Source organism: Sinorhizobium sp. CB7 (assembly GCF_041357635.1).
Lineage (GTDB): Bacteria > Pseudomonadota > Alphaproteobacteria > Rhizobiales > Rhizobiaceae > Rhizobium.
In genome coordinates, this window is sequence record NZ_JAULLL010000010.1 from 229,042 (window position 1) to 254,294 (window position 25,253).

The 25,253-nt window shown below is 61.0% G+C and carries 19 protein-coding genes; 15 read left to right on the plus strand and 4 right to left on the minus strand.

The window, feature by feature from the left end; all coding sequences use genetic code 11:
- Nucleotides 1-95: 95 nt before the first annotated feature.
- The 3 genes from AAE029_RS20415 (at nucleotide 96) to AAE029_RS20425 (ending at nucleotide 1,994) form a co-directional block, all read left to right on the plus strand.
- On the plus strand, nucleotides 96-443 hold the full coding sequence (locus AAE029_RS20415; RefSeq protein ID WP_371074711.1) for a hypothetical protein: 348 nt from the start codon (nucleotides 96-98) through the stop codon (nucleotides 441-443).
- A gap of 345 nt (nucleotides 444-788) precedes the next feature.
- A complete protein-coding gene (locus AAE029_RS20420) occupies nucleotides 789-1,376 on the plus strand; it encodes a cysteine hydrolase (protein WP_371074712.1) in 588 nt (195 codons plus the stop codon).
- Nucleotides 1,377-1,382: 6 nt separating this feature from the next.
- On the plus strand, nucleotides 1,383-1,994 hold the full coding sequence (locus AAE029_RS20425) for a DNA-3-methyladenine glycosylase (protein WP_371074713.1): 612 nt from the start codon (nucleotides 1,383-1,385) through the stop codon (nucleotides 1,992-1,994).
- A gap of 6 nt (nucleotides 1,995-2,000) precedes the next feature.
- Here the strand turns inward: AAE029_RS20425 and AAE029_RS20430 are convergent, their stop codons facing one another.
- From AAE029_RS20430 to AAE029_RS20440, 3 genes are read right to left on the minus strand one after another with little or no spacing between them, the layout of a single operon-like run.
- Complete coding sequence (locus AAE029_RS20430) at nucleotides 2,001-3,542, minus strand: DHA2 family efflux MFS transporter permease subunit (protein WP_371074714.1); 1,542 nt, start codon at nucleotides 3,540-3,542, stop codon at nucleotides 2,001-2,003.
- The gene (locus AAE029_RS20435; RefSeq protein WP_371074715.1) at nucleotides 3,535-4,767 is read right to left on the minus strand and encodes an HlyD family secretion protein; all 1,233 of its coding nucleotides are present in this window, start codon (nucleotides 4,765-4,767) and stop codon (nucleotides 3,535-3,537) included. Before AAE029_RS20435 ends, AAE029_RS20430 begins: the two co-directional genes overlap by 8 nt.
- Nucleotides 4,760-5,224: a MarR family winged helix-turn-helix transcriptional regulator gene (locus tag AAE029_RS20440; RefSeq protein WP_371074716.1), complete on the minus strand. Its 465-nt coding sequence runs from the start codon at nucleotides 5,222-5,224 to the stop codon at nucleotides 4,760-4,762. Before AAE029_RS20440 ends, AAE029_RS20435 begins: the two co-directional genes overlap by 8 nt.
- Before the next feature lie 403 nt (nucleotides 5,225-5,627).
- Between AAE029_RS20440 and AAE029_RS20445 the strand changes: the two genes are divergently transcribed.
- Genes AAE029_RS20445 through AAE029_RS20455 form a run of 3 tightly spaced genes read left to right on the plus strand, consistent with a single transcriptional unit; the run spans nucleotide 5,628 to nucleotide 12,285 of the window.
- Nucleotides 5,628-6,821 carry an efflux RND transporter periplasmic adaptor subunit gene (locus AAE029_RS20445; RefSeq protein WP_371074717.1) on the plus strand — a complete coding sequence of 398 codons (1,194 nt, stop codon included), beginning with the start codon at nucleotides 5,628-5,630 and terminating at the stop codon, nucleotides 6,819-6,821.
- Nucleotides 6,818-10,006, plus strand: coding sequence for an efflux RND transporter permease subunit (locus AAE029_RS20450; protein ID WP_371074718.1), 3,189 nt, complete (start codon nucleotides 6,818-6,820; stop codon nucleotides 10,004-10,006). Before AAE029_RS20445 ends, AAE029_RS20450 begins: the two co-directional genes overlap by 4 nt.
- A 35-nt stretch (nucleotides 10,007-10,041) precedes the next feature.
- On the plus strand, nucleotides 10,042-12,285 hold the full coding sequence (locus AAE029_RS20455) for a glycoside hydrolase family 2 protein (RefSeq protein WP_371074719.1): 2,244 nt from the start codon (nucleotides 10,042-10,044) through the stop codon (nucleotides 12,283-12,285).
- 14 nt (nucleotides 12,286-12,299) lie between these two features.
- Here the strand turns inward: AAE029_RS20455 and AAE029_RS20460 are convergent, their stop codons facing one another.
- Nucleotides 12,300-13,277, minus strand: coding sequence for a GlxA family transcriptional regulator (locus AAE029_RS20460; protein WP_371074792.1), 978 nt, complete (start codon nucleotides 13,275-13,277; stop codon nucleotides 12,300-12,302).
- A gap of 106 nt (nucleotides 13,278-13,383) precedes the next feature.
- Here AAE029_RS20460 and AAE029_RS20465 point away from each other — a divergent pair, with 106 nt between their 5' ends.
- The 9 genes from AAE029_RS20465 (at nucleotide 13,384) to AAE029_RS20505 (ending at nucleotide 25,249) form a co-directional block, all read left to right on the plus strand.
- Nucleotides 13,384-14,286 carry a 3-keto-5-aminohexanoate cleavage protein gene (locus AAE029_RS20465; protein WP_371074720.1) on the plus strand — a complete coding sequence of 301 codons (903 nt, stop codon included), beginning with the start codon at nucleotides 13,384-13,386 and terminating at the stop codon, nucleotides 14,284-14,286.
- Between the two features lie 8 nt (nucleotides 14,287-14,294).
- Nucleotides 14,295-15,833 (plus strand): carnitine 3-dehydrogenase, encoded by a 1,539-nt coding sequence (locus AAE029_RS20470; RefSeq protein WP_371074721.1) that lies wholly within the window; start codon nucleotides 14,295-14,297, stop codon nucleotides 15,831-15,833.
- Between the two features lie 66 nt (nucleotides 15,834-15,899).
- A complete protein-coding gene (locus tag AAE029_RS20475; protein ID WP_371074722.1) occupies nucleotides 15,900-17,060 on the plus strand; it encodes an acyl-CoA dehydrogenase family protein in 1,161 nt (386 codons plus the stop codon).
- Nucleotides 17,061-17,063: 3 nt separating this feature from the next.
- Complete coding sequence (locus AAE029_RS20480) at nucleotides 17,064-19,121, plus strand: acetate--CoA ligase family protein (protein WP_371074723.1); 2,058 nt, start codon at nucleotides 17,064-17,066, stop codon at nucleotides 19,119-19,121.
- 6 nt (nucleotides 19,122-19,127) lie between these two features.
- Nucleotides 19,128-19,910: a carnitinyl-CoA dehydratase gene (locus tag AAE029_RS20485; protein WP_371074724.1), complete on the plus strand. Its 783-nt coding sequence runs from the start codon at nucleotides 19,128-19,130 to the stop codon at nucleotides 19,908-19,910.
- 135 nt (nucleotides 19,911-20,045) lie between these two features.
- Nucleotides 20,046-21,635 (plus strand): ABC transporter substrate-binding protein, encoded by a 1,590-nt coding sequence (locus tag AAE029_RS20490; RefSeq protein WP_371074725.1) that lies wholly within the window; start codon nucleotides 20,046-20,048, stop codon nucleotides 21,633-21,635.
- 86 nt (nucleotides 21,636-21,721) lie between these two features.
- Nucleotides 21,722-22,801 (plus strand): ABC transporter permease, encoded by a 1,080-nt coding sequence (locus tag AAE029_RS20495; RefSeq protein WP_371074726.1) that lies wholly within the window; start codon nucleotides 21,722-21,724, stop codon nucleotides 22,799-22,801.
- A complete protein-coding gene (locus AAE029_RS20500; RefSeq protein ID WP_371074727.1) occupies nucleotides 22,798-23,625 on the plus strand; it encodes an ABC transporter permease in 828 nt (275 codons plus the stop codon). The genes AAE029_RS20495 and AAE029_RS20500 overlap by 4 nt, the downstream gene beginning before the upstream one ends.
- Nucleotides 23,618-25,249, plus strand: coding sequence for an ABC transporter ATP-binding protein (locus tag AAE029_RS20505; RefSeq protein WP_371074728.1), 1,632 nt, complete (start codon nucleotides 23,618-23,620; stop codon nucleotides 25,247-25,249). Before AAE029_RS20500 ends, AAE029_RS20505 begins: the two co-directional genes overlap by 8 nt.
- Nucleotides 25,250-25,253: the final 4 nt, after the last annotated feature.

Consider the following 25,253-nt stretch of genomic DNA (forward strand, 5'->3'; position numbering starts at 1 on the left):
CGAAGCTTCACTTTGACAAGCCTGCCGCAACATGGGAAACCTGAAACCCAATCCTTCCGAGTTCCTTTGCTGTCAAGCAATGAAGGGGAGTGAAAATGGTCATCACGAATATCAAGGTCGCACCGATCGGCGACAATCAAGGTTACTCCGTCGAATTCGTCAGCATGGATGGCAATGTCATATCCGTCACCATGCATCAGGCAGCAACCGGCGAGCTGACCCGGGAAAATGCTGTGCTCCGTGCCAAAGAGCTTATTTCGGAGGTCGTGGAGCGCGACCTGCTTCCGGACCTGGAATTCCATCCGGAAAGTACGCACGGCAAGGATCCGGCGCTTCTTGAAGAGGAACTGCAGGAAGGTCTTGAGGATACCTTTCCGGCAAGCGATCCCGTTTCCATTACGATCTCCACCATCGCTCGGCGTGATCCCAATCCCGCCCGATGAGCTCGCTGCCCTAAGGCATGTTTCCTTAAATCAAAGTGCTACAGCGTCCTTTCTGCGTCTGAAAAGACGCACGGCGCTGTAGGTCGAGCCTGCGGCGGGTGGATAGATCGGTTTTGAGGGTATCGCCGGCCGCGCGGGCACAGACGGCGACCTCGGCATGGTACATTCTGACGGCCTGGATCATCAGCCGGCCATCGTCATCTGCGTCCACCCTGCCCTCTGCTCCAGGGAATCATTCAGGCCAATATCCCGCTGCCAGCCTTTGTTCGGGCCCGAACGGAACTTCCCCCTGAGATTATGGTTTCAAAGGAAGTTGACGGTACGGCTTGGCCGGGATCGCTTTGAATGAAATATTCTCCGGAAAATTGTCGGCACCTCTGCGTGGATATGCAGCGCATGTTTGCCGATGACACGGATTGGTATGTTCCTTGGATGGACCGGATCCGCGTTCCGGTTGCCGAACTGGCGGCCGCTCGTCCGCAAGAAACGGTTTTCACCCGTTTCATTCCGCCTCATGATCCGTCCGACGCCCATGGCGCATGGAGAAGATACTACGAGAAATGGCAGAGCATGACACGGCGGTCCTTGGGGGACGAGCCAATTCAACTCCTGCCCGAGCTTCAGCGTCTGGTCCCACCGGCGACCGTCCTCGACAAGCGGATCTATTCCCCCTGGCTGGACGGCAGGCTCGACCATTTTCTGCGGCGGCAAAGCGTCGCCACGGTCATCGTTTCAGGAGGCGAAACCGATGTCTGCGTTCTGGCAACGGTGCTCGGCGCAGTCGATCTCGGCTACAATGTGGTCTTGATACGAGACGCGATATGCAGTTCTCTCGACCCGACGCATGACGCTTCGCTCGAATTGCTGACCAAGCGATTTTCAGCACAGGTGGATGTTGCGACCATAGATGAGGTTTTCGATTGGTGGCGATGAACATAGATGAATGATGTAATGCAGTTCGAAAGCGACCGCACCGGGGCGATCGGCGTGCCTTCATTCAAAGGCAAGCTTCTTCGGCAATTTTTCGAACGCGATGCGGTGGACGTCGCCCGGAACCTGCTCGGTTGTCACCTTCTGGTGGCCGATGTCGGCGGGCGCATCGTGGAGACGGAAGCCTACCTTCCCGACGATGAGGCATCCCATAGTTTTCGCGGCCCGTCCGCCCGAAATGCGGCCATGTTCGGACTTCCCGGCAACGTCTATGTCTATCGTTCCTACGGCGTGCACTGGTGCCTGAATTTCGTCTGCCGGCCCGGTTCGGCCGTCTTGATCCGGGCGTTGGAACCAGCGACCGGGCTCGAAGCCATGGTCCACCGACGCGGCACGGACGTGGTAACGCAACTCTGCAGCGGACCCGGAAAACTTTGTCAGGCACTCGGCATCGATCTTACCTTAAACGATCGCCTCCTCGACCGGCCGCCTTTCTCGCTCACCCCATCGGATCCGGTCCAGATCGTGTCCGGCAAACGCATCGGCATTACGAAAAATGCCGAAGCACCTTGGCGCTTCGGCATTGCAGGTTCGCGATTTCTGAGCAAGCCTCTGCGCTGACGTCGGCTATTCCATGACGGCGCTATGGTCCATCGCCGGGGCAGCCTTGGGCTTGCGCAGGAGGAACACGAGGGGCATGACCGCCAGCGACATCAGCATCAGCAGCTTGAAGTCGTCGATGTAGGCGATGATTGTCGACTGCAGCGTCACGAGCTCGTTGAGCGAGGCTCGCCCAGCCGCCGTCAGAGGGCTGAGACCCTGCGCCGCTGCCATATCGAACATCCTGTTGAAGGGCGTGACATAAGCCCCGATCGACTCGTGATTGCTCTGGGTGTTTTCGACGATCAGGGCCGAGACGACAGAAATGCCGACGCTCGAGCCGATATTGCGCGAGAGATTGTAGAGACCCGTACCATCGCCGCGCATTTGAGCCGGCAGCGTCGCAAAGGCGATAGTTGTCAGCGGCACGAACAGGAAGCCGAGACCGGCGCCCTGAATGAAGCCGACCGAGATGATCGTCCATTGCGAGACGTCAGGTGTCCAGCCCGTCATGTCGTACATCGCCCAGGCCGTCAGCCCAAGACCGAAAGCCAGCAGCCAGCGCGTGTCGACCTTGCCGATCAGCCGCCCGACGATGAACATGCAGAGCATGGTACCGAGGCCACGCGGGCCCATGACGATACCAGCGGTCATGACGGGATAGCCCATCAACGTCTGCAGATAGGGCGTCATCAACGCCAGCGAGGCGAGATAGGTCACGCCGACGACGAAGATGAACAGCATGCTGACCGAAAAGTTCTGGTCGAGAAAAAGCCGCGGGTTGATAAAGGACTTCTGCGCCGTGAATGTATGGACGAGCAGCAGATAGAAAGCACTGGCACAGACCAAGGCCTCGATGATGATCTCCCCGGACGAGAACCAGTCGAGCTGTTCACCACGGTCCAGGAAGAGCTGTAGCGAGGCTATCGCCAGGCTCAGCATTCCAAAGCCGAACCAATCCAGTTTCGCCAGCGCATCGATCTTGGTCTCGGTGACGAAGACCACGATGCCCATGAATGCGAGCGCACCGATGGGGACGTTGATGTAGAACACCCAGCGCCAGCTGATATTCTCGGTAAGCCAGCCGCCGATCACCGGTCCGAGCACCGGACCGACCATGACCGAGACCCCGAAGAGCGCCATGGCGGATCCACGCTCCTCGACCGTATAGATGTCGAGCAGGATGCCTTGCGACAGAGGAACCAGCGCTGCGCCAAACAGGCCCTGCAACAGGCGGAAGGCGACGATCTGGTTGAGGGATTGCGCCAGCCCGCAGAGGACCGAGGCAACGACAAAGCCGGCAATCGCCGTCAGGAGCACGCGCTTGCGGCCGAACTTCGCCGAGAGGAAACCGGACGGCGGCGTCATGATCGCCGCAGCGACGATATAGGACGTCAGAACCCAGTTGATCTGGTCGGCGCTCGCCGAAACGCTGCCTTGGATATAGGGCAGCGCGACGTTCGCGATCGTCGTATCCAGCGCCTGCATGATGACGGCCAGGATGACGCAGGCCGTGATCGCGCCACGGTTGGCGATCGGTGCTGCGGGAGAGGCAACAGCGTTACTCATGATCCTTGCCGCCGGACCGGCCGAGAAGCTTTTCTACGAAATCAGGAAGGCCACGGGCGTGGCCCGTATGGACGTCGACAACGGTGCTCATGCCGACGCGCAGCGGCGGCTTGCCTTCAGGATTGTCGATGCTGACGCGCATGGGAATGCGCTGGACGACCTTCACCCAATTGCCGGTCGTGTTCTGAGCCGGCAGCAGCGAGAAGCTGGAACCGGAGGCCGGGCTTATGCTTTGGACCGTGCCCTTCCATTGCAGGCCGGGATAGGTGTCGACGTAGATATCCACCGGCTGGCCGGGCTTCACATAGGTCAGCTCGGTTTCCTTCGGACTTGCTGCAATCCAGAGATTTTTGTTGGACACGATGGAGAAGGCCTGCTGCGAAGCCTCCAGGTAGGAGCCAACCTGCAGCGAATTGACATTGGTCACGATACCGTCGAACGGTGCCTTGACGACGCTGTGGTCAAGTTCACGCTGCGCGTTGTCGACATTGGACTTGGCCTGCAGGTAAGCCGGATTTTCCTCGACCGGCTGGTCGGCCTTGCCGCCAAGCTGGGCCAATATCGCAGCGGCCTGCGCCTTGGCGACCGCCACTTTCTGCTGCGCAGCCTCCAGATTGTGCTTGGCTTGATCATAGGCGGAGCGAGAGGCAACCGAGCTGTTGATCAGGTTCTGCTGGCGTTCGAATTCACTCTGAAAATAGGGAATATCGGCTTCGGCCTGGGTGATCTCGGCAAGAGCCTGCTGGTAGTTCGCCTTGGTATTCTCGATCTGGTTGCGAACGGTACCAAGCTGGGCCTGGGCGCCCGCAAGCGCGATCTGGAACGCGTCCGGCTTGAGCCGGAACAGCACCTGCCCAGCCTTCACCGGTTCGTTTTCATGCACATCGATCGAGTCGATGATGCCGGAAACATCCGTCGTCAGTCCGACCATGTCGGCCTGGATATAGGCGTTGTCGGTCGACATGATCTGACCGCCGGTGACGTAATAATAGCCGCCGACGACGAGCGCCACTGGCAGGAGGGCAAAGAGGACAGGACGGGTGAGGCTGCGCCGGCGGCGGACCTGAGTGCCGCCGGACACAGCCGCTTCGGCAGCCGCTGCAGGTGTGGATGGTGCTTCGGCTACCGTTTCCAGGGACTTGTTTTGATCTGGTTCGTCGATAGGTTTCTTGGCCGTCGTGTTCGCATTTGCGGGTACACGACGGGGAGAAGATGCATTAGCCATGATTGATCTCTTTTTCGGCGACCGGCGTGCGGCAAGCCTGAACTAGATTGGTTTTTACAAGGGTGAGAACATCGGAAAGCCGCTCGCGGTCGTCGCTCGAAACCCCTTCGAGCGCTTCGGCACGGGTCGTCTCTCCAAAATTTCGCATGGCGGCGAGCAAGGGACGCGCCTCGTCGCGCATGTAGAGCAACCAGATTCGCCGGTCGGTCGGATGCTGCCGTCGCTCGACGAGTCCCCGCTCCGACAATCTGTCAAGAATACGCACCAACGTGATCGGCTCGATCTCGAGCAACTCGGCAAGACCGCCCTGATGAATGCCCTCGTTGCTCGAAAGGCAGGCAAGTGTCTGCCACTGCGAGCGGGTAAGCCCGAGGCACTTGGCACGCTGCTCGAAGCGCTTGCGCAACAAGCGCGCAACGTCGTGCAGGAGAAAGCCGATGGACGATGTCGATGTCATGAAGGAAAGCCTGCTATTCATAAGCATACTTATTATATCCCTACATATAGTGAGCGTGAGTCTCATGCAAGAGGGCGGTACAATAGATCGTCCTGCGATGCGAAAATGCCGCAGTCTGCAGTTAACGAAATGTTGCAGATCTGTGCCTCGGTGAAGGCAAAGGCAGGACGTAGACGCTGCTTTTGCACCATTGCCATGAAATGACGGTCTGCTATTCTCCCCGGCGAATGGGATAGGAAAATATGTCCTCTCGGATCGGCATCTGCGATTTCGATGATGACAGAGAATGCAGGAGCCGGTCGGGAGCGGCGCCTTCTCCCCGGCTGAAGAAGTGCATGAGTTCAGTATTCAACACAGAAACTGATGGCGGCGACAAATAGGCCGCCTGCACAGGGGGCTTCGTATGCGTAGCAAGCTTCGATACTCGTTGATATTCGGCTGTGCGCTGGTGTTTATGCCGCCTTCACCCCTGTTCGCACAGAATGCACCGCCCCCGCCTCCTCCGGTTTCCGTGGCGAAGCCCGTCGTTCGCGACGTCGTCGACAGTGACGAATTCATCGGCCGCTTCCAGGCCGTGGACGAAGTCTCCGTCCGTTCGCGGATCGGCGGCTATCTCCAGGAAGTGCATTTCCAGGACGGTGCCCTGGTCAAGCAGGGGGATCTGCTCTTCGTCATCGACCAACGCCCGTTCCTCACCGCGCTGAACTCGGCAACGGCGGCCCTCGAGGTGGCGAAGTCGACGCTGACGCTGGCCGACGCACAGTTCAAGCGCACGGAATCGCTTGCGACGAGCGGCAGCCAGTCGGCCTCGAACCTTGACGACCGCAGGCGGGACCTGGTGTCCGCACAAGCCAATGTCCGAGGCGCCCAGGCGGCGGTGGATCGCGCGACACTCGACATGGAATATACGAAAATCACCGCCCCCCTCAGCGGCCGGATAGATCGCCGGCTGATCTCCGTTGGCAATCTCGTGCAGGCCGATCAGACAGTGCTGACGACGATTGTCGCGCTCGATCCGATCGACTTCTATTTCGATGTCGATGAACGCCGCGTGTTGAACTATGCACGCACCGCACGCGAACGCGGAAGCGAGCTCCAGTTGGGCGGTGGCGGTCTCGATGTGACGGTCTCCATCGCCGACGCCTATGCGAAGCCTTTCAAGGGCAAGCTCGACTTCTCGGAAAACCGCGTCGACAACGAGACTGGAACGATGCGCCTCAGGGCCCGTCTCGCAAATCCGGATTTCGTGCTGCAGCCCGGCCTCTTCGGACGTGTTCAGATCTCAGGTTCCAACACGTATAAAGCCGTTCTCATCCCTGACGAAGCGATTGGCTCGGACCAGGATCAGCGCATCGTCTATGTCGTGGGCGAAGATGGAACGGTGACGAGCAAGCCGGTCCGGCTCGGGCCGCGACTTTATGGATACCGCGTTATCCGCGACGGAATGACCGGCGACGAAACCATCGTTGTGAACGGCCTGATGCGCGTCAGGCCGGGCGCCAAGGTTACGCCGCAACCGATCCAGTTGCCGCCTCAGCGCGACGAGCAGCCGCCGGAAGCAGCTGCAGCCGCGGCGGCAGTGGAGGCTGGCCAATGAGATTTGCCCACTTCTTTGTGGACCGGCCGATCTTCGCGTCGGTTCTGTCGATCGTGCTGCTGATCGCCGGCGGAATTGCCTATTTTCAGCTGCCTGTGGCGCAATATCCTGAAATCGCACCGCCGACCATCGTCGTGCGAACCTCCTATCCGGGCGCTGACGCCCAGACTATCGCCGATACCGTTGCAACCCCGCTGGAGCAGGAGATCAACGGCGTCGAGGACATGCTCTACATGTCTTCCTATTCGACGGCCGACGGCTCGATGCAGCTGACGATCACCTTCAAGCTGGGCACCGATCTCGACAAGGCACAGGTGCTTGTGCAGAACCGGGTCTCTATCGCGGAGCCGCGCCTGCCGGAAGATGTTCGCCGCCTTGGCGTGACCACGACGAAAAGCTCGCCCGACCTGATGATGGTTGTGCATCTGCTTTCGCCCAACGATCGCTATGACCAGCTCTATGTCTCCAACTACGCCCGTAGCCGTATCCGGGACGTCCTTGTCCGTCTCGACGGCGTCGGCGACGTGCTCCTGTTCGGCGAGCGCGAATATGCCCTGCGTATCTGGCTCGACCCGGAAAAACTGTCCGCTTATGGCATGACGGCCACCGACGTCGTCCAGGCCCTGCGTGATCAAAACGTCCAGGTTTCGGGCGGCTCGATCGGCAGCCCTCCTGCCGCCGGCACCAATGCATTTCAGTATACAGTCACAACGGAGGGCCGCTTCTCGGATGCCCGCCAGTTCCGCTACGTGATCGTCAAGGCGACGGAAAACGGACGCCTCGTGCAATTGCAAGACATTGCGCGCATTGAGCTTGGCGCCAAGGACTACGTCACCAACAGCTATCTCGACGGCAAGCCTGCCGTCGCCCTCGGCATTTTCGCCCGCCCCGGCACCAATGCGCTGGCTGCGGCCGATTCCATCAAGAAAACGATGGAAGAGCTTTCGCAGGATTTCCCGCCGGGTCTTTCCTACGACATCATCTATAATCCGACGGAATTCATCTCGGAATCGATTTACGAGGTCTACAAGACCATCTTCGAGGCAGCGATCCTTGTCGCCATCGTCGTCCTCGTCTTCCTGCAATCCTGGCGCACCGCCATCATCCCGATCGTCGCTATCCCGGTCTCGCTGATCGGCACTTTCGGTCTGCTGCTCGCCTTCGGCTTCTCGCTCAACATGCTGACGCTCTTCGGTCTGGTGCTGGCAATCGGCATCGTGGTCGACGACGCGATCGTGGTCGTCGAGAACGTCGAGCGCAACCTCGCCACAGGCATGACACCCAAGGAGGCCGCCCACGTCACCATGGACGAGGTCGGCACCGCTGTCGTCGCGATCTCACTGGTGCTGATCGCGGTCTTCGTGCCGTCCGCCTTCATCCCCGGCATTACCGGGCAGTTCTACCGCCAGTTCGCGGTGACGATCTCGGTCGCCACCGCCATTTCGGCACTGAATTCACTCACGCTCTCACCGGCGCTTGCCGCGATCGTGCTCCGCCCCCACGAAAATCACGAGGAACGACGAAATCCCTTCGCGCGCTTCGGCCGCAGTCTAGCCAACGGTTTCAACCGTGGCTTCGACCGGATGAGCGCCGGCTATTCCTGGATTGTCCGGCGCCTCGTCAGGAGCGGGGTTGCGATCGGCTGCGCCCTCCTCGTCTTTGTCGGCCTGCTGGCCGCGACCGGCTATATGAGCCGGACGGTGCCTCGCGGCTTCATCCCGACCATGGATCAGGGCTACGCCATCGTCGTCGTACAACTGCCGGACGGCGCATCGCTTGCCCGCACGGACGCCGTGATCCAGCGTGCCTCCGAGATCATCCGCAATACGCCCGGTGTCAGGAACGCCGTCGCTTTCTCAGGTTTCAGCGGCGCCACCTTCACCAATGCGTCCAATTCCGGCGTCGTTTTCGCACCTTTCCAAAGCTTTGAGGAGCGCCTCCAGCATGGCCAGAGCGCCAACCAGATCATCGGTCAGCTCTATGCGGGACTGCAGGGCATCCAGGAAGCCTTCATCATCGCCATTCCGCCGCCGTCCATCCGCGGCGTCGGTAACTCCGGCGGCTTCAAGATCCAGCTCATGGACCGCGAGAACTCGGATATGGGCCGCGTGCTGGAAGCCGCCCACCAGATCATGGGGACTGCCAACCAGACGCCAGGCCTGACTGGCGTCTTCACCACCTTCTCGGCTTCCAGCCCGCAATATTTCCTTGCCATCGACCGCGACAAGGCCCGCGCGCTGAACGTCCCGATCCCTAATATCTTCGACACCCTGTCGATCAATCTCGGAACATCTTACGTCAACGACTTCAATGCCTTTGGCCGCGTCTATCAGGTGCGTGCCCAGGCGGATCAGCAATATCGGATGGAGCGGGACGCCATCCTGGCGCTGAAGGTGCGTTCCGCAACGGGCGCGTTGGTGCCGCTTGGAACTCTTGTCGATATCCAGGACACAAGTGGCCCCTCCCTCGTTCAGCGCTACAACATGTATGTCTCGGTCCCGCTCCAGGGCAATGCCGCACCCGGCTATTCGACCGGCAGCGCGCTCGACAAGATGGAGGAAGTTGCCAAGAGCATCCTGCCGGCGGGCACCACCTTCGAATGGACGGAGCTTGCCTTCCAGGAACGCAATACCGGCAACACGGCCATTTATATCTTCGTGCTTTCGGTGGTTTTCGTGTTCCTGGCGCTCGCCGCTCAATATGAAAGCTGGATCCTGCCGCTCGCCATCATCCTGATCGTGCCGCTGGCGGTCCTGGCCGCGCTGATCGGCGTCTTCCTGAGAGGCATGGACAACAACATTCTCACTCAGATCGGCCTGATCGTGTTGATCGGTCTTGCGGCGAAGAACGCGATCCTTATCGTCGAATTCGCCCGGCAGGCGGAAATCCAAGGCAAGAACCCGGTGGAGGCGGCAGTCCAGGCAAGCCATCTGCGCCTGAGGCCGATCCTCATGACGGCCTTCGCCTTCATTTTCGGCGTCGTGCCGCTGATGATCGCGACCGGTCCCGGCGCCGAGATGCGCCAATCGCTCGGCACTGCGGTCTTCTCCGGCATGCTCGGCGTGACATTCTTCGGTCTGTTCCTGACGCCCGTCTTCTACGTTGCCCTGCGCTCCCCATGGCTGCGGCGGAAAAAGGCTGAAGGGGCCAAGGACGACTCAATCGACCAGCGAGCGGCCTCCTGAGGGCCGACCGCACCATTCCGGCATAAAGGCTGCTAATGCGATCTATCCTTCCCTTTAACGAAGCCTGGAATTTTCACGAGAGATTTGGGCCGGACCTGGCAGAGCAATTCCACACAGGAAAAAACGTCAACCTGCCCCATACGGCCGTGGAGCTGCCCTTCAACTATTTTGACGAGGCTTGGTACCAGTGCCCCTTCACCTATCAGAAGATCCTGCGCTGGCGGCCGGAATTTGCCGGTCGCGAGGTCTCGTTGCTCTTCGACGCGGCAATGGCGGACTCCGTCGTCTATCTGAATGGCGAAGAGGTCGCCGCCCACAAGGATGGCTACACGCCTTTCGAAGCGCGTCTGACCGGGCGCCTGATCGAAGGCGACAACCTGATCTCCGTGAAGATCGACGGCAGCGAGAATCCGGAAATCCCGCCCTTCGGCGGCCGTATCGACTATCTGACCTATGCTGGCATCTACCGTGATGTCTGGCTGAAGGTCACTGGCCCGGTCTCTATCGGCAATATCAAGATCGAAACCTCAAATGTGCTGAGTGACGCCAAATCGGTTTCCGTCCGTTGCGACATCGCCAATCCCCAGGACCTTGCCTTCCACGGTTCCGTGATCGCGCAGCTGAAGACCAGCGGTGGGACCGTCGTGGCCTCCGCCACAGCGGAAACGAACGGCGAAAACGTCACGCTGCATTTCGACGGGCTTACGGGACTGTCGCTCTGGGATATCGACGCGCCGGTCCTCTACGACGTCGTCGTCGAACTCAGGACCACTCAGGGCCAGGATCGCCTGGTGGCTCATTTCGGCTTCCGCACGGCGGAATTCACGGCCGAAGGGTTCCGTCTGAACGGCAGGCCGCTCAAGCTGCGCGGCCTCAACCGTCACCAGTCCTTTCCCTATGCCGGCTATGCCATGGGCCGCTCCGCGCAGGAGCGCGACGCCGATATCCTGAAGAAGGTCCTGAAGTGCAATATCGTGCGGACATCCCATTATCCGCAATCGAAATGGTTTCTCGATCACTGCGACCGGATCGGTCTGCTGGTCTTCGAGGAGATTCCGGGCTGGCAGCACATTGGCGGTTCCGCTTGGAAAGAAGAGGCCGTCAGCAATGTCCGCCGAATGATCGAGCGCGACTGGAACCACCCCTGCATCATCCTCTGGGGCGTACGCATCAACGAGTCTCTCGATTCCCACAATCTCTACGCCGAGACCAACCGACTGGCCCGCGAACTCGACCCGACGCGTCAGACAGGTGGAGTACGCTACATCACGGAGAGCGAATTTCTCGAAGACGTCTATACGATGAACGACTTCATCCTCGGCAACGAGGAACTGCCGGGCGCCAACCGGCCGCGAACAGCGTTGCGCAGCACGCAGGAATGCACCGGGCTTTCCCATGAGGTACCCTATCTGGTCACGGAGTTCGGCGGACACATGTATCCGACCAAGATCTACGACCAGGAGCAACGTCAGGCCGAGCATGTCCGACGCCATCTCGAAGTCCTGAATGCCGCCTATGGCGATCCCAATATTTCCGGCTGCATCGGCTGGTGCATGTTCGACTACAACACCCACAAGGATTTCGGCTCCGGCGACCGCATCTGCTATCACGGTGTGCTCGACATGTTTCGCGAGCCGAAGTTCGCCGCCTATGTCTATGCCAGCCAGGGCGACCCTTCCGACGAAGTCGTCATGAAACCGGTGACCTTCTGGGCACGTGGCGAACGCAATATCGGGGGTGTGCTGCCGCTGATCATCCTGACCAACTGCGACGAGGTCGAACTGCGCTATGGCAATCTCGTCAAACGCGTCGGTCCGGACCGGGATAACTTTCCGAACCTGCCGCATCCACCTGTTGTCATCGACCAACGTCACTTTGACAAGGACGAGCTGGGGGTCTGGGGCATGACGTGGCAGAGCGCGCAATTTACCGGTTTCATCGGCGGCGAAGCGGTGGCGAACGTGCACATGACCGCCGATCCTATTCCGACGACGCTGCAGGTCGAGGCGGATAGTCCGGGCATCCGCTCCCGGGATCGCGATTGCACCCGTGTCATCGTGCGCGCACTCGACCAGGCCGGCAATCGCCTGCCCTTCCTCAACGAGATGGTGACCCTGCACCTGCGCGGTCCTGCCCGGATCATCGGCCCCCATACAATCGCGTTCCAGGGCGGCACCACGGGCTTCTGGGTGGAATCGACCGGCATGCCCGGCACGATCTCGATCGAGGTGTCCTCGCCCCGCTTTGCGACGCAGACGCTGGAGCTAAAGGCACTCTGAGGCAGCAGCGCCTATCAACTCTGTGGCAGACGACGCAGACGTCTGCGGGTTTCCGACGCGCTCTCACCAAAGTTGGCCCGATAGCTGCGGGAAAAGGCCGAGGCCGAATTGAAGCCGGTTGCCGCGGCGATGTCGGCGAACGTGGCCTTGGTCTCGATCACCTTGCGCCGCGCCGCGTTCAGGCGCAGCGCAAGATAATGCACATGAGGCGGCGCCCCCATGCTTTCCTGGAAGAGGGCCTGCAGATGGCGGGCACTGACGCCGACGCGGCGCGCCAGACGCGCCAGCAGCAGCGGCTGCTCGATATTTTCCTCCATCAGCCGCACCGCCTGTGCGACACGCAGATCGCTCATCCTCAAGCCTGCCGTCGACGGCATCACCTGCGCCTCGCCGCGATAGGCGGCCTGCTCGTAGATGAAGAGCCGCGTTACCTCCAGCGCCAGCGAATAGCCCTGCCGGCGCCGGATGATCTCCAGCATCAGGTCGACGGTCGGAAGCGAGCCGCCTGTGGTTATGCGCTTGCCGTCGATGACGAAGCGGTCCTGCACCATCTTCACCTGCGGATAGGCGGCCGCAAATTCCTCGAAATCCTCCCAATGAATCGTTGCCGAGACCTCGTCGAGCAGGCTCGCTTCCGCTAACAGCCAGGTGCCGGATTCGATGCCGGCGATCATGCTGCGATGGGGCGCGGTTCTCGAAAGCTGCATCTTCAGCGCCGATGTCGCGCTGCGTCGCCAGTTGTAGCTCGCCAGCACAAAGAGCGGCGCCGTCTCCCTCTCGGGGCGGAAGGCCGCATGCGCCGGCACCGAGATATGGCTTGTGGTTTCGATCGGTGATCCGTCGGGGGTGAAAATACGCCAGCGGTAGATCTCGCTGCCGGCGATGCGGTTTGCTCCGCGTAGCGGTTCGATCACGGAAGCGATCAGAATCAGGTTCGTTTCCGGCAGCACCAGGAGATCGATATCGAGAATTTCGTTGGACGGAACGAGCATTTGGAACAGTCCGATTTCCGAAATTGCATTAATATACATCCATATATGCAAAGCAATGAGGCATGATTTACCGCGTAATACCCCCAATAAAGGGGAGAACAGCAAAATGCCTCTGTCCATGAACCGCGACGTCTTCATCACCTGCGCCGTCACCGGTGCGGGCGACACCACCTCGAAATCCAAGCATGTGCCGATTACGCCAAAGGAGATCGCCGAATCCGCGATCAACGCGGCCAAAGCCGGAGCGGCGATCGTCCATTGCCACGTGCGCGATCCCGAAACCGGCGCGGCCAGCCGTCGCAATGACCTCTACAGGGAAGTGACCGACCGCATCCGTTCCGCGGATATCGACGTCGTCCTTAATCTCACCGCCGGCATGGGCGGCGATCTGATTTTCGGCGACGTCGAAAGCCCCCTGCCCCTCAACCCCAAGGGGACCGATATGGCGGGAGCGACCGAGCGGGTCAGCCATGTGGCCGAATGCCTGCCGGAAATCTGTACGCTCGATTGCGGTACGATGAACTTCAATCTCGGCGACTATGTCATGACCAACACGCCATCCATGCTGCGCGCGATGGCGAAGAAGATGACCGAACTCGGCGTTCGTCCCGAAATCGAGGCCTTCGATACTGGCCATCTCTGGTTTGCCAAGCAGCTCGTCGAGGAGGGCCTGATCGAGGATCCGGTGCTGATCCAGCTCTGCATGGGCATCCCCTGGGGCGCCCCGGACGACCTCAATACCTTCATGGCCATGGTCAACAACGTGCCCGCCGGATGGACCTTCTCCGCCTTTTCGATCGGCCGCAATGCACTTGCCTATCCGGCTGCGGCTGTTCTTGCCGGCGGCAATGTCCGCGTCGGCCTCGAGGACAATCTCTACGCCGGCAAGGGCATGCTCGCAACGAATGCGCAGCTCGTCGAAAAGGCGGTCACCGTCGTCGAAGGAATGGGCGCACGCATCATCGGGCCCGACGAGGTCCGCAAGAAACTCAATCTTAGGAAGCGCTGAGGGCTGCCATGAGCAAGATCAACAGGGCAGCCTGCATCGGCGGGGGTGTCATCGGCGGCGGCTGGATCGCGCGTTTCCTGCTCGCCGGCATCGACGTCAAGGTCTTCGACCCGTATCCGGAAGCCGGGCGCATCGTTGGCGAGGTACTCGCCAACGCGGAGAAAGCCTATGCGATGCTCACGGGCGCGCCGTTGCCGCCGCGTGGCAAGCTCATCTTCTGCAAGAGCATTGAAGACGCCGTCCAAGATTCTGACTGGATTCAGGAAAGCGTTCCCGAGCGCCTTGAGCTGAAGCGTAGCGTACTGACCGAGATCGATGCTGCGGCCCGACCCGACGCACTGATCGGCTCCTCCACGTCCGGCCTGCTGCCGACAGACCTGCAGCGCGACATGAAGCATCCCGAACGCCTCTTCGTCGCCCATCCCTACAATCCCGTCTACCTCCTGCCGCTGGTGGAGATCGTCGGCGGCGACAAGACGTCAGCCGCGACCATCCAGGCGGCGATGGAAAAGCTCGCGCCGATCGGCATGAAGGGCGTCCATATCGCCAAGGAAATCGAAGCTTTCGTCGGCGATCGCCTGCTGGAAGCCCTCTGGCGCGAAGCGCTGTGGCTGATCCACGACGATATCTGCACGGTCGAGACGCTGGACGACGTCATCCGCTATTCCTTCGGCCTGCGCTGGGCTCAGATGGGCCTCTTCCAAACCTATCGCATCGCTGGCGGCGAAGCCGGCATGCGCCACTTCCTCGCGCAGTTCGGACCATGCCTCGCCTGGCCCTGGACGAAGCTGACTGACGTTGTCGACCTCGACGATGCCCTGGTCGAAAAGATCGGCCAGCAGTCGGACGAGCAGGCCGCCGGCCTTTCCATCCGCGAACTGGAACGCATCCGCGACGAAAATCTCGTCGGCATCCTGCAGGCGCTGAAGGGCGGACATGGCGGTAGGGGCTGGGGCGCCGGCAAATTGCTTAAGGATTTCGAGGCCCATCTCTGGGCCGAAGGCGGCGATCGCAGGCAGTTGCACGATACCGCAAGACCGCTGCGTCTCGTCGAAACCAAGGTAAGTCCCGCCTGGGTCGACTATAACGGTCACATGACCGAGCACCGCTACCTCCAGATTTTCGGGGATACCTCCGATGCGCTGCTGCGGCTCGTCGGCGTCGACCTCGGCTATGTCGAGGCCGGCCACAGCTACTATACCGTGGAAACCCATATCCGCCATCTGAGCGAAGCAAAGCTCGGTCAGGCGATCCACGCCACGGCGCAGGTGCTGTCGGCGGACGAGAAGCGGCTGCACGTCTTCCATACGATCCATGACAGCGCCACCGGCGAGACGATCGCCACCGGCGAACATATGCTGCTGCATGTCGACACCAGCGCCGGAAAGACTGTGCCCGCGCCCGAAAAAGTGTTGACGAAGGTGAAGGCAATCGCGGAGGCTCATGCAAAACTGTCGATACCCGAGGGAGCCGGCCGGCATGTGGGACATAAACGCAACGCATCGGCCCGAAAATCGGAATCGATTTTCGGAAAGCACGATGCGTAGTTTCAATGAGGTAGCGCGTCCTTTGTACGTCCTTTCGGACGCACGGCGCGCTGGGAGGAGAGCGGCATGAATTTCGGTTTGACCGAAGAACAGGAAATGATCGTCAAGACGGTCCGCGAATTCGTCGAGACCGAGATCTATCCCCATGAAAACGAGGTGGAGCGTACCGGCATCGTCCCACGCGAGGTCGGCCAGGAGATCAAACGGAAATGCACTGAGCTGGGCTTTTTCGCCTGCAACATGCCGGAGGAAGTCGGAGGCGCCGGCCTCGACCACGTCACCTTCACTCTCGTCGAGCGCGAGCTCGGTCGCGGCGCGCTCGGCCTGACGGTCTACTTCGGCCGCCCTTCCGGCATCCTTCTGGCCTGCGAGGGCGAGCAGCGCGAGAAATATCTGCTGCCGGCCGTGCGTGGCGAAAAATTTGACGCGCTGGCGATCACCGAGCCGGATGCCGGCTCCGACATGCGCGGCATGAAGTGCGCGGCCCGCAAGGACGGCTCCGACTGGTTACTGAACGGCACCAAGCATTTCATCTCGCATGCCGACATCGCCGATTTCATCATTGTCTTCGCGGCGACCGGCGAGGAAGAAACGCCGAAGGGGATCAAGAAAAAGATCACCGCCTTCCTCGTCGACCGCGACACGCCCGGCTTCGATATCCGCCACGGCTATAATTCCGTTTCCCATCGCGGCTATCACAACTGCATCCTGACCTTCACCGATTGCCGCCTGCCCTCCAGCCAGGTTCTGGGCGAAGTGCACAAGGGCTTCGATATCGCCAACCAATGGCTTTACGGGACGCGCCTGACGGTGGCCGCCACCTGCGTCGGCCGGGCGCGGCGCGCCTTCGACCTGGCCCTGCCCTATGCCGCAGAACGGAAGCAATTCGGCAAGCCAATCGGCGTCAACCAGGGTGTCTCCTTCAAGCTTGCCGACATGGTGACCGAGATCGATGCGGCAGACTGGCTGACCCTTGCAGCCGCCTGGCGCGTTGATGCCGGCCTGCCCGCATCCCGCGAAATCGCTTCCGCCAAGCTATACGCCTCCGAAATGCTCTCACGCATCACCGACGAAGCGATCCAGATCTTCGGCGGCATGGGGTTGATGGATGATCTGCCGCTCGCCCGGCTCTGGCGCGACGCACGTGTCGAGCGCATCTGGGATGGCACCTCGGAAATCCAGCGCCACATCATCAGCCGTGACCTGCTCAGACCCTATGGAGCGTGACGCATGGCCATCCGTCCGCTGGACCGTCTGATCAGGCCGAAATCCATTGCCGTCTTTGGCGGCAAGGAAGCCCGGCGCGTCATCGAGCAATGCGACAAGATGGGTTACCAGGGCGAGATCTGGCCGGTCCATCCGAAGCTCGACGAGGTGCTCGGCCGTCGTTGCTACCGTTCGGTGGCGGAGCTGCCCGCCGCTCCGGACGCGGCTTTCGTCGGCGTCAACCGGACGCTCACGATCGAGATCATTCGCGATCTCTCCGGGCGTGGCGCCGGCGGAGCAATCTGCTATGCCTCCGGCTTTCGCGAAGCAATAACGGAACTCGCCGATGGCGGCGACCTGCAGGATGCGCTTATCGCAGCCGCCGGCGACATGCCGATCATCGGACCCAACTGCTACGGCCTCGTCAACATCCTGGATGGCGCCCTGCTCTGGCCGGACCAGCACGGCGCGGTCTGCAGCGAGCGCGGCATCGCCATCCTCACGCAATCCTCCAACATCGCCCTCAATCTTTCCATGCAGACGCGTGGCCTGCCTCTCGCTTATCTGATGACGGCGGGCAACCAGGCTCAGACCGGGCTCTCGGCGCTCGCCTGCGCAGTGCTTGAGGACCCCCGCGTGACCGCCGTCGGCTTGCATATTGAGGGTTTCGGCGACCTGAAGGCGCTCGAGCGTCTTGCCTCCCGCGCCCGGCAATTGCGAAAGCCTGTCGTCGCACTGAAGGTCGGCAGGTCGGAAGCGGCACAGAAGGCAACGGTGTCGCATACCGCCTCGCTTGCCGGCAGCGATGCCGTCTCCGCTGCCCTCCTCGACCGGCTTGGCATCGGCCGCGTCGAAACCTTGCCTGAACTGATCGAGACGCTGAAGCTTCTGCATGTGCTCGGTCCGCTGGAAAGCTTCGATATCTCCTCGATGAGTTGTTCCGGGGGAGAAGCCTCGCTGATGGCCGACGCCGCCGTCGGCCGCCGGGTGAATTTCCGCGCCTTGAAGCCGGAGCAGTTTGCGCCGTTGCGCGAAAGTCTCGGCGAGATGGTGATGCTGTCGAACCCGCTGGACTACCACACCTTCGTGTGGGGCGATCTCGAAGGCCAGACCGCCGCCTTCACGGCAATGATGCGGGGCGGCTATGCGCTCAATTTGCTGATTCTCGACTTTCCCCGTCGCGACCGCTGTGACGGCGCCGACTGGCTGACGACGGTGGAAGCGATCAAGCGCGCTGCCGGAGCAGCAGGAGCGGCCGCGGGCATTGTCGCCACGCTCGGCGAGAACATGCCCGAGGAGATGGCTCAGCAATTGATGCGCGATCGCATCGTCCCTTTCTGCGGTCTCGATGAATCCCTTGCTGCGGCCGAGACTGCGGCCGCAATCGGCGCCGCCTGGAAGCGGCCCGCACCGCAGCCCCTTCCCGACGTCATCCTGAAGGAGGGCGAGAGCCTGTTGCTGAGCGAGGCAGAGGCGAAGGCGGAACTGTCCGCATTCGGGCTTCGGGTACCTGAAGGCTGCACCGCCGCCACACCGGAGGAAGCCGCCAAGCGCGCCGCCGAGATCGGATTTCCCGTCGCGTTGAAGGGTCTCGGCGTCGCTCATAAGACGGAAGCCGGCGCCGTCAAACTGAACCTCGATACAACCGATGCGGTACTTGCAGCCGCACGCGGCATGGCCGAAATCGTCTCCGGTTACCTCGTCGAGAAGATGGTTGCAAAGCCCGTGGCGGAACTCATCATTGGTGCTGCTCGCGATCCCGTGGCCGGGCCGGTGTTGACCATCGGCGCGGGTGGAATTTTTGTGGAATTGCTTGAAGATTCTGCCATTTTAATACTTCCGGCGACGATTGAGGATATTTTCGCAGCAATTTCGGAGCTGAAGATCAAAAAGCTTGTCGATGGCTATCGCGGCGGGCCGAAGGGCGACCTCAAGGCGCTCGTCCAGGCCGTCGCATCGGCGGCAGATTATGTCGCTTCAAACGCTTCACGGCTGGAGGAACTGGACATTAATCCTTTGATGGTCCTTCCCGATGGCCAGGGTGTCGTCGCAGCGGATGCGCTTATCAGGCGAAGGAGGTAGCAGAAGTTGAATGACCCCATTCGCACGAGACGTGTCGGCGGCATCTACGAGGTCGTGATCGACCGGCCGAAGGCCAATGCCATCGACCTTGCGACGAGCCGCCTGATGGGACAGATCTTTCGCGAGTTTCGCGACAATCCCGACTTGCGCGTGGCCATTGTCACCGGTGCCGGCGAGAAGTTCTTCTGTGCCGGCTGGGACCTCAAGGCAGCAGCCGCGGGCGATGCCGTCGACGGGGATTATGGTGTCGGCGGCTTTGGCGGCATGCAGGAACTGCGCGATCTCAACAAGCCGATCATCTGCGCCGTCAACGGCATCTGTTGCGGCGGCGGACTGGAAATCGCGCTGTCCACCGATCTGATCCTGGCCGCCGAACATGCGACCTTCGCTTTGCCCGAGATCCGCTCGGGAACAGTTGCGGATGCCGCCTCTGTCAAGCTGCCGAAACGCATTCCTTATCACATCGCCATGGACATGCTGCTGACCGGACGCTGGCTCGATGCCACCGAGGCGCATCGCTGGGGCTTCGTCAACGAGATACATTCTGCTGATAGACTGCTGGAGCGGGCGTGGGAGCTCGCAAAGCTTTTGGAAGACGGTCCGCCGCTCGTTTACGCCGCGATAAAGGAAATCGTGCGCGAAGCGGAAGCCATGAATTTCCAGACTGCCATGAACAAGATCACAAAACGGCAGTTCAGAACCGTGGATGCGCTCTATTCGAGCGAGGACCAATTGGAAGGCGCGCGGGCCTTCGCTGAAAAGCGGGACCCCGTGTGGAAGGGAAGATGAGGAGGAGCAAGCGCTAGCCGAATTATTTTCCCGCAAGTGATTCCGGCGGAACCCGACCGATGCGAGAGGAAACGCAGCGGCACGGGACGAAACGGAGTATCATTCGATTATCCATGAGAGAAAAGGAACAGGGGAATGAGCGACTACACCAGATATCTTGCAAGCAGCGTCACTGCCGGAGGCATGAGCCGCCGCGAATTCATGGGCCGCGCCATGGCGGCCGGCCTGACGCTGACCGCGGCCAGCCATCTTTTCGCCGAAAGCGCCCGCGCCCAGGAGCCGAAGCGCGGCGGCCATATCAAGCTTGGCCTCGAAGGCGGTGCCGCGACGGACTCTATCGATCCCGCAAAGGCGACGTCTCAGGTCATGTTCTGCGCCGTACGCACCTGGGGTGACACCCTGGTCGAGTCCCACCCCGATACGCGTGCCCCCATTCCCTCGCTCGCCGAATCCTGGTCGCCCTCGCCTGATGCGACCGTCTGGACCTTCAAGATCCGTAAGGGTGTCCAGTTTCACGACGGCAAGGAAATGACGACTGACGACGTGGTGCAGACTCTGAAGCGTCACACTGATGCCAAATCCGAATCCGGCGCGCTCGGCGTGATGAAATCGCTCAAGAGCATCGAGAACAAAAACGGCGATCTGGTCCTGACACTGGATTCAGGCAATGCCGACTTGCCGCAGATCCTGACGGACTATCATCTCGTCATCCAGCCGAATGGCGGCGTCGACAATCCGACGGCCGGTATCGGAACCGGTCCGTACAAGGTCACAAGCTTCGAGCCCGGCGTTCGCATGACCTTTGAGAAGCACAAGAACGACTGGCGCACTGACCGCGGCTTTGCCGATACCGTCGAGTTCATCACGATGAACGATGCCACGGCCCGCATTGCAGCGCTTTCATCGGGCCAGGTTCATTACATCAACCGCGTCGATCCGAAGACGGTGGACCTTTTGAAACGCGCCCCGAATGTCCAGATCCTGACGACGGCGGGTGGCGGCCACTACGTCTTCATCATGCACTGCGATACGGCGCCGTTTGACAACAACGATCTGCGTCTTGCCCTCAAATATGCGATCGATCGCGAAAATATGGTCAAGCGCATCCTTGGCGGCTACGGAAAGATCGGCAACGACTTCCCGATCAACGATACCTACGCCCTCTTCCCCGAAGGGATCGAGCAGCGTGTTTACGATCCGGAGAAGGCCGCTTTCCACTACAAGAAGTCGGGCCACAGCGGCTCGGTCCTGTTACGCACGTCGGAAGTCGCCTTCCCCGGTGCAGTCGACGCAGCCGTCCTCTTCCAGGAAAGCGCGAAAAAGGCGGGCATCACCATTGACGTCAAGCGCGAGCCTGGTGACGGCTACTGGACGAACGTCTGGAACAAGCAGCCGTTCTGCGCCTCCTATTGGGGCAGCCGCGCAACGCAGGATCAATTCTATTCCGCCGCCTATCTGTCGACGGCCGACTGGAACGACACTCGTTTCAAGCGTCAGGATTTCGACACGCTGCTGATCAAGGCTCGGGGAGAACTCGACGAGGCCAAGCGCAAGGACATGTACCGCCAGATGGCGATGATGGTCCGCGACGAGGGCGGCGTCATCCTGCCGATGTTCAACGACTACGTGAACGCGGCCACGAAGCAGGTCAAGGGATACGTCAACGACATCGGCAACGATATGTCGAACGGCTATGTCGCGACCCGTATCTGGCTGGAAGCCTGAAACCGGGCTGATCGTAGCCCGTCGCCGATCGGATCGCGGAGATCTCTTCGCGATCCCGTAACTGTTTCAGAGCAAGGCGCACGTCCATGTCCAACTCCGCAGAAGCCGCCAATACCGCCGCAACTGCAAATCCCGCAGGAGCCGCCAGTTCCACCGAGACCGCAGCCGCGGTTGAAACCGGGAGGCTGCCCGGCCAAAGGCTGCGGGAGCGCTTTCCCCTGCTTGGGCTCATCATCGAGCGCCTTCTCCTGAGCATTCTCCTCCTTGTTGCGGTCTCGATCCTGATTTTTGGAGGGCTTGAAGCCCTGCCCGGCGATTTCGCCAGCACTTATCTCGGCCAGTCGGCCACGCCGCAGGCGATCGCGAACATCCGCACGGAGCTCGGCCTCGACCGACCCGTCACGACCCGTTATTTCGAATGGCTGGGCAATGCCGTCCAGGGCGATTTCGGCACATCCTGGGCAAGCAAGAATTCCGTGAGCGAGCAGATCGGCAAGCGTCTCGGCAATTCGCTCTTCCTGGCCGGTTTTGCGGCCGCCATCGCCGTGCCGCTCGCCGTCGGGCTCGGCATGATAGCCGTGCATTTCCGCAACCGCATGCCCGATAAGATCATCAACGTCATCTCGCTCGCGGCGATTTCTCTGCCGGAATTCTTCATCGGCTACCTGCTCATCCTCTTCTTCGCCGTCAAGTTTGGTGTCGCGACCTTTCCCGCCACCGTCTACGACAGCATGACCTTTCTCGAGCGCCTCAAGGCCATCGCGCTTCCGACGGCGACCCTGGTGCTTGTCGTCCTCGCCCATATGATGCGCATGACACGGGCGGCGATCCTGTCGGTCATGTCATCAGCCTATATGGAAACAGCGGAACTGAAGGGCCTCAGCGCCTATCGCGCCATCGTCAAGCATGCCGCGCCCAATGCCCTAGCTCCGATCATCAACGTGATCGCCCTGAACCTTGCCTATCTCGTTGTCGGCGTCGTCGTCGTCGAGGTGGTCTTCGTCTATCCGGGCATGGGCCAGTACATGGTCGACGCCGTGACCGTGCGCGACATGCCTGTCGTGCAGGCCTGCGGCCTGATCTTCGCCGCCGTCTACATTCTGCTCAACATGGTGGCCGATATCCTCGCGATCATCGCCAATCCGCGCCTGAGGCATCCAAGATGAGATTGAGAGAAATCCCCATTACAGCCTGGATCGGAATTTGCGGCATCGTTCTCGCCTTCGTCTGCGCCATCTTCGCGCCATGGATCGCTCCCTATGGCGAAACGGAAGTGGTTGGCGGCGTCTGGCAGCCGGCGGACGCGCAATTTTTCTTCGGCCTCGACAATCTTGGTCGCGACATCCTCTCGCGGCTGATCTACGGCGCCCGCACAACGCTCTTCGTCGCGCTTGGCGCGACGATCATTTCCTTCTCCCTCGGCATCATCCTGAGCTTCACGGCGGCCGTTTCCCGCGGTCTGATCGATATGTTTCTTTCCCGCTTCAACGATCTCATGATGTCGATCCCGACGCTGATCTTCGCGCTTGTCGTGCTCGCCGTGCTGCCGCAGCACCTGGCCGTGCTGATCCTCGTCATGGCTATCCTCGATTCCACGCGCGTCTATCGTCTCGGCAGGGCCGTGGCGCTCGACGTCGCCGTCATGGAATTCGTCGAGGCCGCCCGGCTGCGAGGCGAAGGCAAGCTCTGGATCATCTTTCGCGAGATCCTGCCGAACACGCTCTCGCCGCTGCTTGCCGAATTCGGATTGCGCTTTGCTTTCGCCATCCTCTTCCTGTCCACCCTTTCCTTCCTGGGCCTTGGCGTCCAGCCGCCAACGGCGGATTGGGGTGGCATGGTGAAGGACAACAAGGACGGCATCATCTTCGGGATTTCCGCCGCTCTCGTTCCGGGTTCGGCGATCGCGGCACTCGCCGTCTGTGTCAATCTGGTGGTCGACTGGCTGCTCAGGCGCACCTCCAGCCTCAAGGGAGGACGTGGCGATGCCTGAGCTTCTTTCCGTTCGCGATTTGAAGATCGAAGCCACCAGCTATCCGCCTGGCGGGCCGCCGAAGCGCGTGACCATCGTCGAGGGTGTCTCCTTCGATCTGCAAAAGGGCAAGGTGCTGGGTCTGATCGGAGAATCCGGCGCCGGCAAATCCACCATCGGGCTTTCGGCGCTCGCCTACGGCCGCGGCGGCGCGGAAATCACCGGTGGCGAAGTATTGCTCGACGGCAAAAACATCCTGAGCCTCGGCAAATCCGGTATCCGCAAGGTGCGCGGCGCCCGCGTCTGCTACGTCGCGCAATCGGCCGCCGCCGCCTTCAATCCGGCCCACAAGCTCGGCGATCAGGTGATAGAGGCGTGCGTGAAGCATGGTCTCATGTCTAAGGACGAAGCCCGCAGACGCGCGCTCTATCTTTTCCGCGTCCTTGGGCTGCCCAATCCGGAAAGCTTCGGCGATCGCTATCCGCACCAGGTCTCAGGCGGCCAGCTCCAGCGGGCCATGACCGCCATGGCGCTCTGCCCCAATCCAGAACTCATTGTCTTCGATGAACCGACGACCGCGCTCGACGTCACCACGCAGATCGACGTGCTTGCGGCCATCAAGCATGCCATCGAGGAAACGCACACTGCTGCCCTCTACATCACCCATGACCTCGCCGTCGTGGCGCAGATCTCCGACGACATCATGGTGCTGCGCCAAGGGGAGAAAGTGGAATACGGCACGGCACGGCAGATCATCGAAGTACCGCGCGAGGATTATACCCGAGCGCTGGTGAACGTTCGCCAGACCATGCGCGAAGAGGCCGTGGATCAGAGCAATGCCTTGCTAAGGGTGGAGAACGTCACCGCCGGCTATTCGAATGGCTTCAAGGTCCTCTTCGACGTCTCGCTGCATGTGCCGAAAGGCCAGACGCTGGCCGTCGTCGGGGAATCCGGCTCCGGCAAGTCGACGCTTGCCCGCGTCATCACCGGGCTGCTGCCGCCGCTGCAAGGCACGATATCTTTCAATGGAAAGCCGCTGTCGAAGGCCCTGAGAGATCGCTCCAACGATGATCTGCGGCGCATCCAGCTCATCTATCAGATGGCCGACACGGCGATGAACCCGCGCCAGACTGTCCGCGACATCATCGGCCGGCCGCTCACCTTCTATTACGGCCTGCGCGGTTCGGCGAAGACGGCGCGGGTCAAGGAACTGCTGGAACATATCGAGATGGGCAACGGCTTTATCGACCGCTATCCGGCTGAGCTTTCTGGCGGCCAGAAGCAGCGCGTCGCCATCGCCCGTGCGCTTGCCGCCAATCCGGAGCTTATCCTTTGCGACGAGCCAACCTCCGCGCTCGACCCGCTCGTGGCCGAAGGCATCCTGAAGCTCCTGATGCGGCTGCAGGAGGAATCGCAGCTCTCCTACATGTTCATCACCCACGACATCGCTATCGTGCGGGCGATCGCTGACAGCGTCGCGGTCATGCATCGCGGCCGGCTAGTGCGTTTCGGCCCGAAATCCAAGGTCCTCTCGCCGCCTTTCGACGACTACACCGACCTGCTGCTCAAATCCGTCCCCGAGATGGAGATAGGCTGGCTCGAGAAAGTCTTGACGACCCGGAAGATGGAAAGCGCGGGCAATTGATGTC

Bases quoted from the DNA above. Each gene is read 5' to 3' on its own strand.
- AAE029_RS20415 (WP_371074711.1), top strand. From the start codon at position 96: ATGGTCATCACGAATATCAAGGTCGCACCGATCGGCGACAATCAAGGT.
- AAE029_RS20420 (WP_371074712.1), top strand. From the start codon at position 789: ATGAAATATTCTCCGGAAAATTGTCGGCACCTCTGCGTGGATATGCAG.
- AAE029_RS20425 (WP_371074713.1), top strand. From the start codon at position 1,383: ATGAATGATGTAATGCAGTTCGAAAGCGACCGCACCGGGGCGATCGGC.
- AAE029_RS20430 (WP_371074714.1), bottom strand. From the start codon at position 3,542: ATGAGTAACGCTGTTGCCTCTCCCGCAGCACCGATCGCCAACCGTGGC.
- AAE029_RS20435 (WP_371074715.1), bottom strand. From the start codon at position 4,767: ATGGCTAATGCATCTTCTCCCCGTCGTGTACCCGCAAATGCGAACACG.
- AAE029_RS20440 (WP_371074716.1), bottom strand. From the start codon at position 5,224: ATGACATCGACATCGTCCATCGGCTTTCTCCTGCACGACGTTGCGCGC.
- AAE029_RS20445 (WP_371074717.1), top strand. From the start codon at position 5,628: ATGCGTAGCAAGCTTCGATACTCGTTGATATTCGGCTGTGCGCTGGTG.
- AAE029_RS20450 (WP_371074718.1), top strand. From the start codon at position 6,818: ATGAGATTTGCCCACTTCTTTGTGGACCGGCCGATCTTCGCGTCGGTT.
- AAE029_RS20455 (WP_371074719.1), top strand. From the start codon at position 10,042: ATGCGATCTATCCTTCCCTTTAACGAAGCCTGGAATTTTCACGAGAGA.
- AAE029_RS20460 (WP_371074792.1), bottom strand. From the start codon at position 13,277: ATGCTCGTTCCGTCCAACGAAATTCTCGATATCGATCTCCTGGTGCTG.
- AAE029_RS20465 (WP_371074720.1), top strand. From the start codon at position 13,384: ATGCCTCTGTCCATGAACCGCGACGTCTTCATCACCTGCGCCGTCACC.
- AAE029_RS20470 (WP_371074721.1), top strand. From the start codon at position 14,295: ATGAGCAAGATCAACAGGGCAGCCTGCATCGGCGGGGGTGTCATCGGC.
- AAE029_RS20475 (WP_371074722.1), top strand. From the start codon at position 15,900: ATGAATTTCGGTTTGACCGAAGAACAGGAAATGATCGTCAAGACGGTC.
- AAE029_RS20480 (WP_371074723.1), top strand. From the start codon at position 17,064: ATGGCCATCCGTCCGCTGGACCGTCTGATCAGGCCGAAATCCATTGCC.
- AAE029_RS20490 (WP_371074725.1), top strand. From the start codon at position 20,046: ATGAGCGACTACACCAGATATCTTGCAAGCAGCGTCACTGCCGGAGGC.
- AAE029_RS20495 (WP_371074726.1), top strand. From the start codon at position 21,722: ATGTCCAACTCCGCAGAAGCCGCCAATACCGCCGCAACTGCAAATCCC.
- AAE029_RS20500 (WP_371074727.1), top strand. From the start codon at position 22,798: ATGAGATTGAGAGAAATCCCCATTACAGCCTGGATCGGAATTTGCGGC.
- AAE029_RS20505 (WP_371074728.1), top strand. From the start codon at position 23,618: ATGCCTGAGCTTCTTTCCGTTCGCGATTTGAAGATCGAAGCCACCAGC.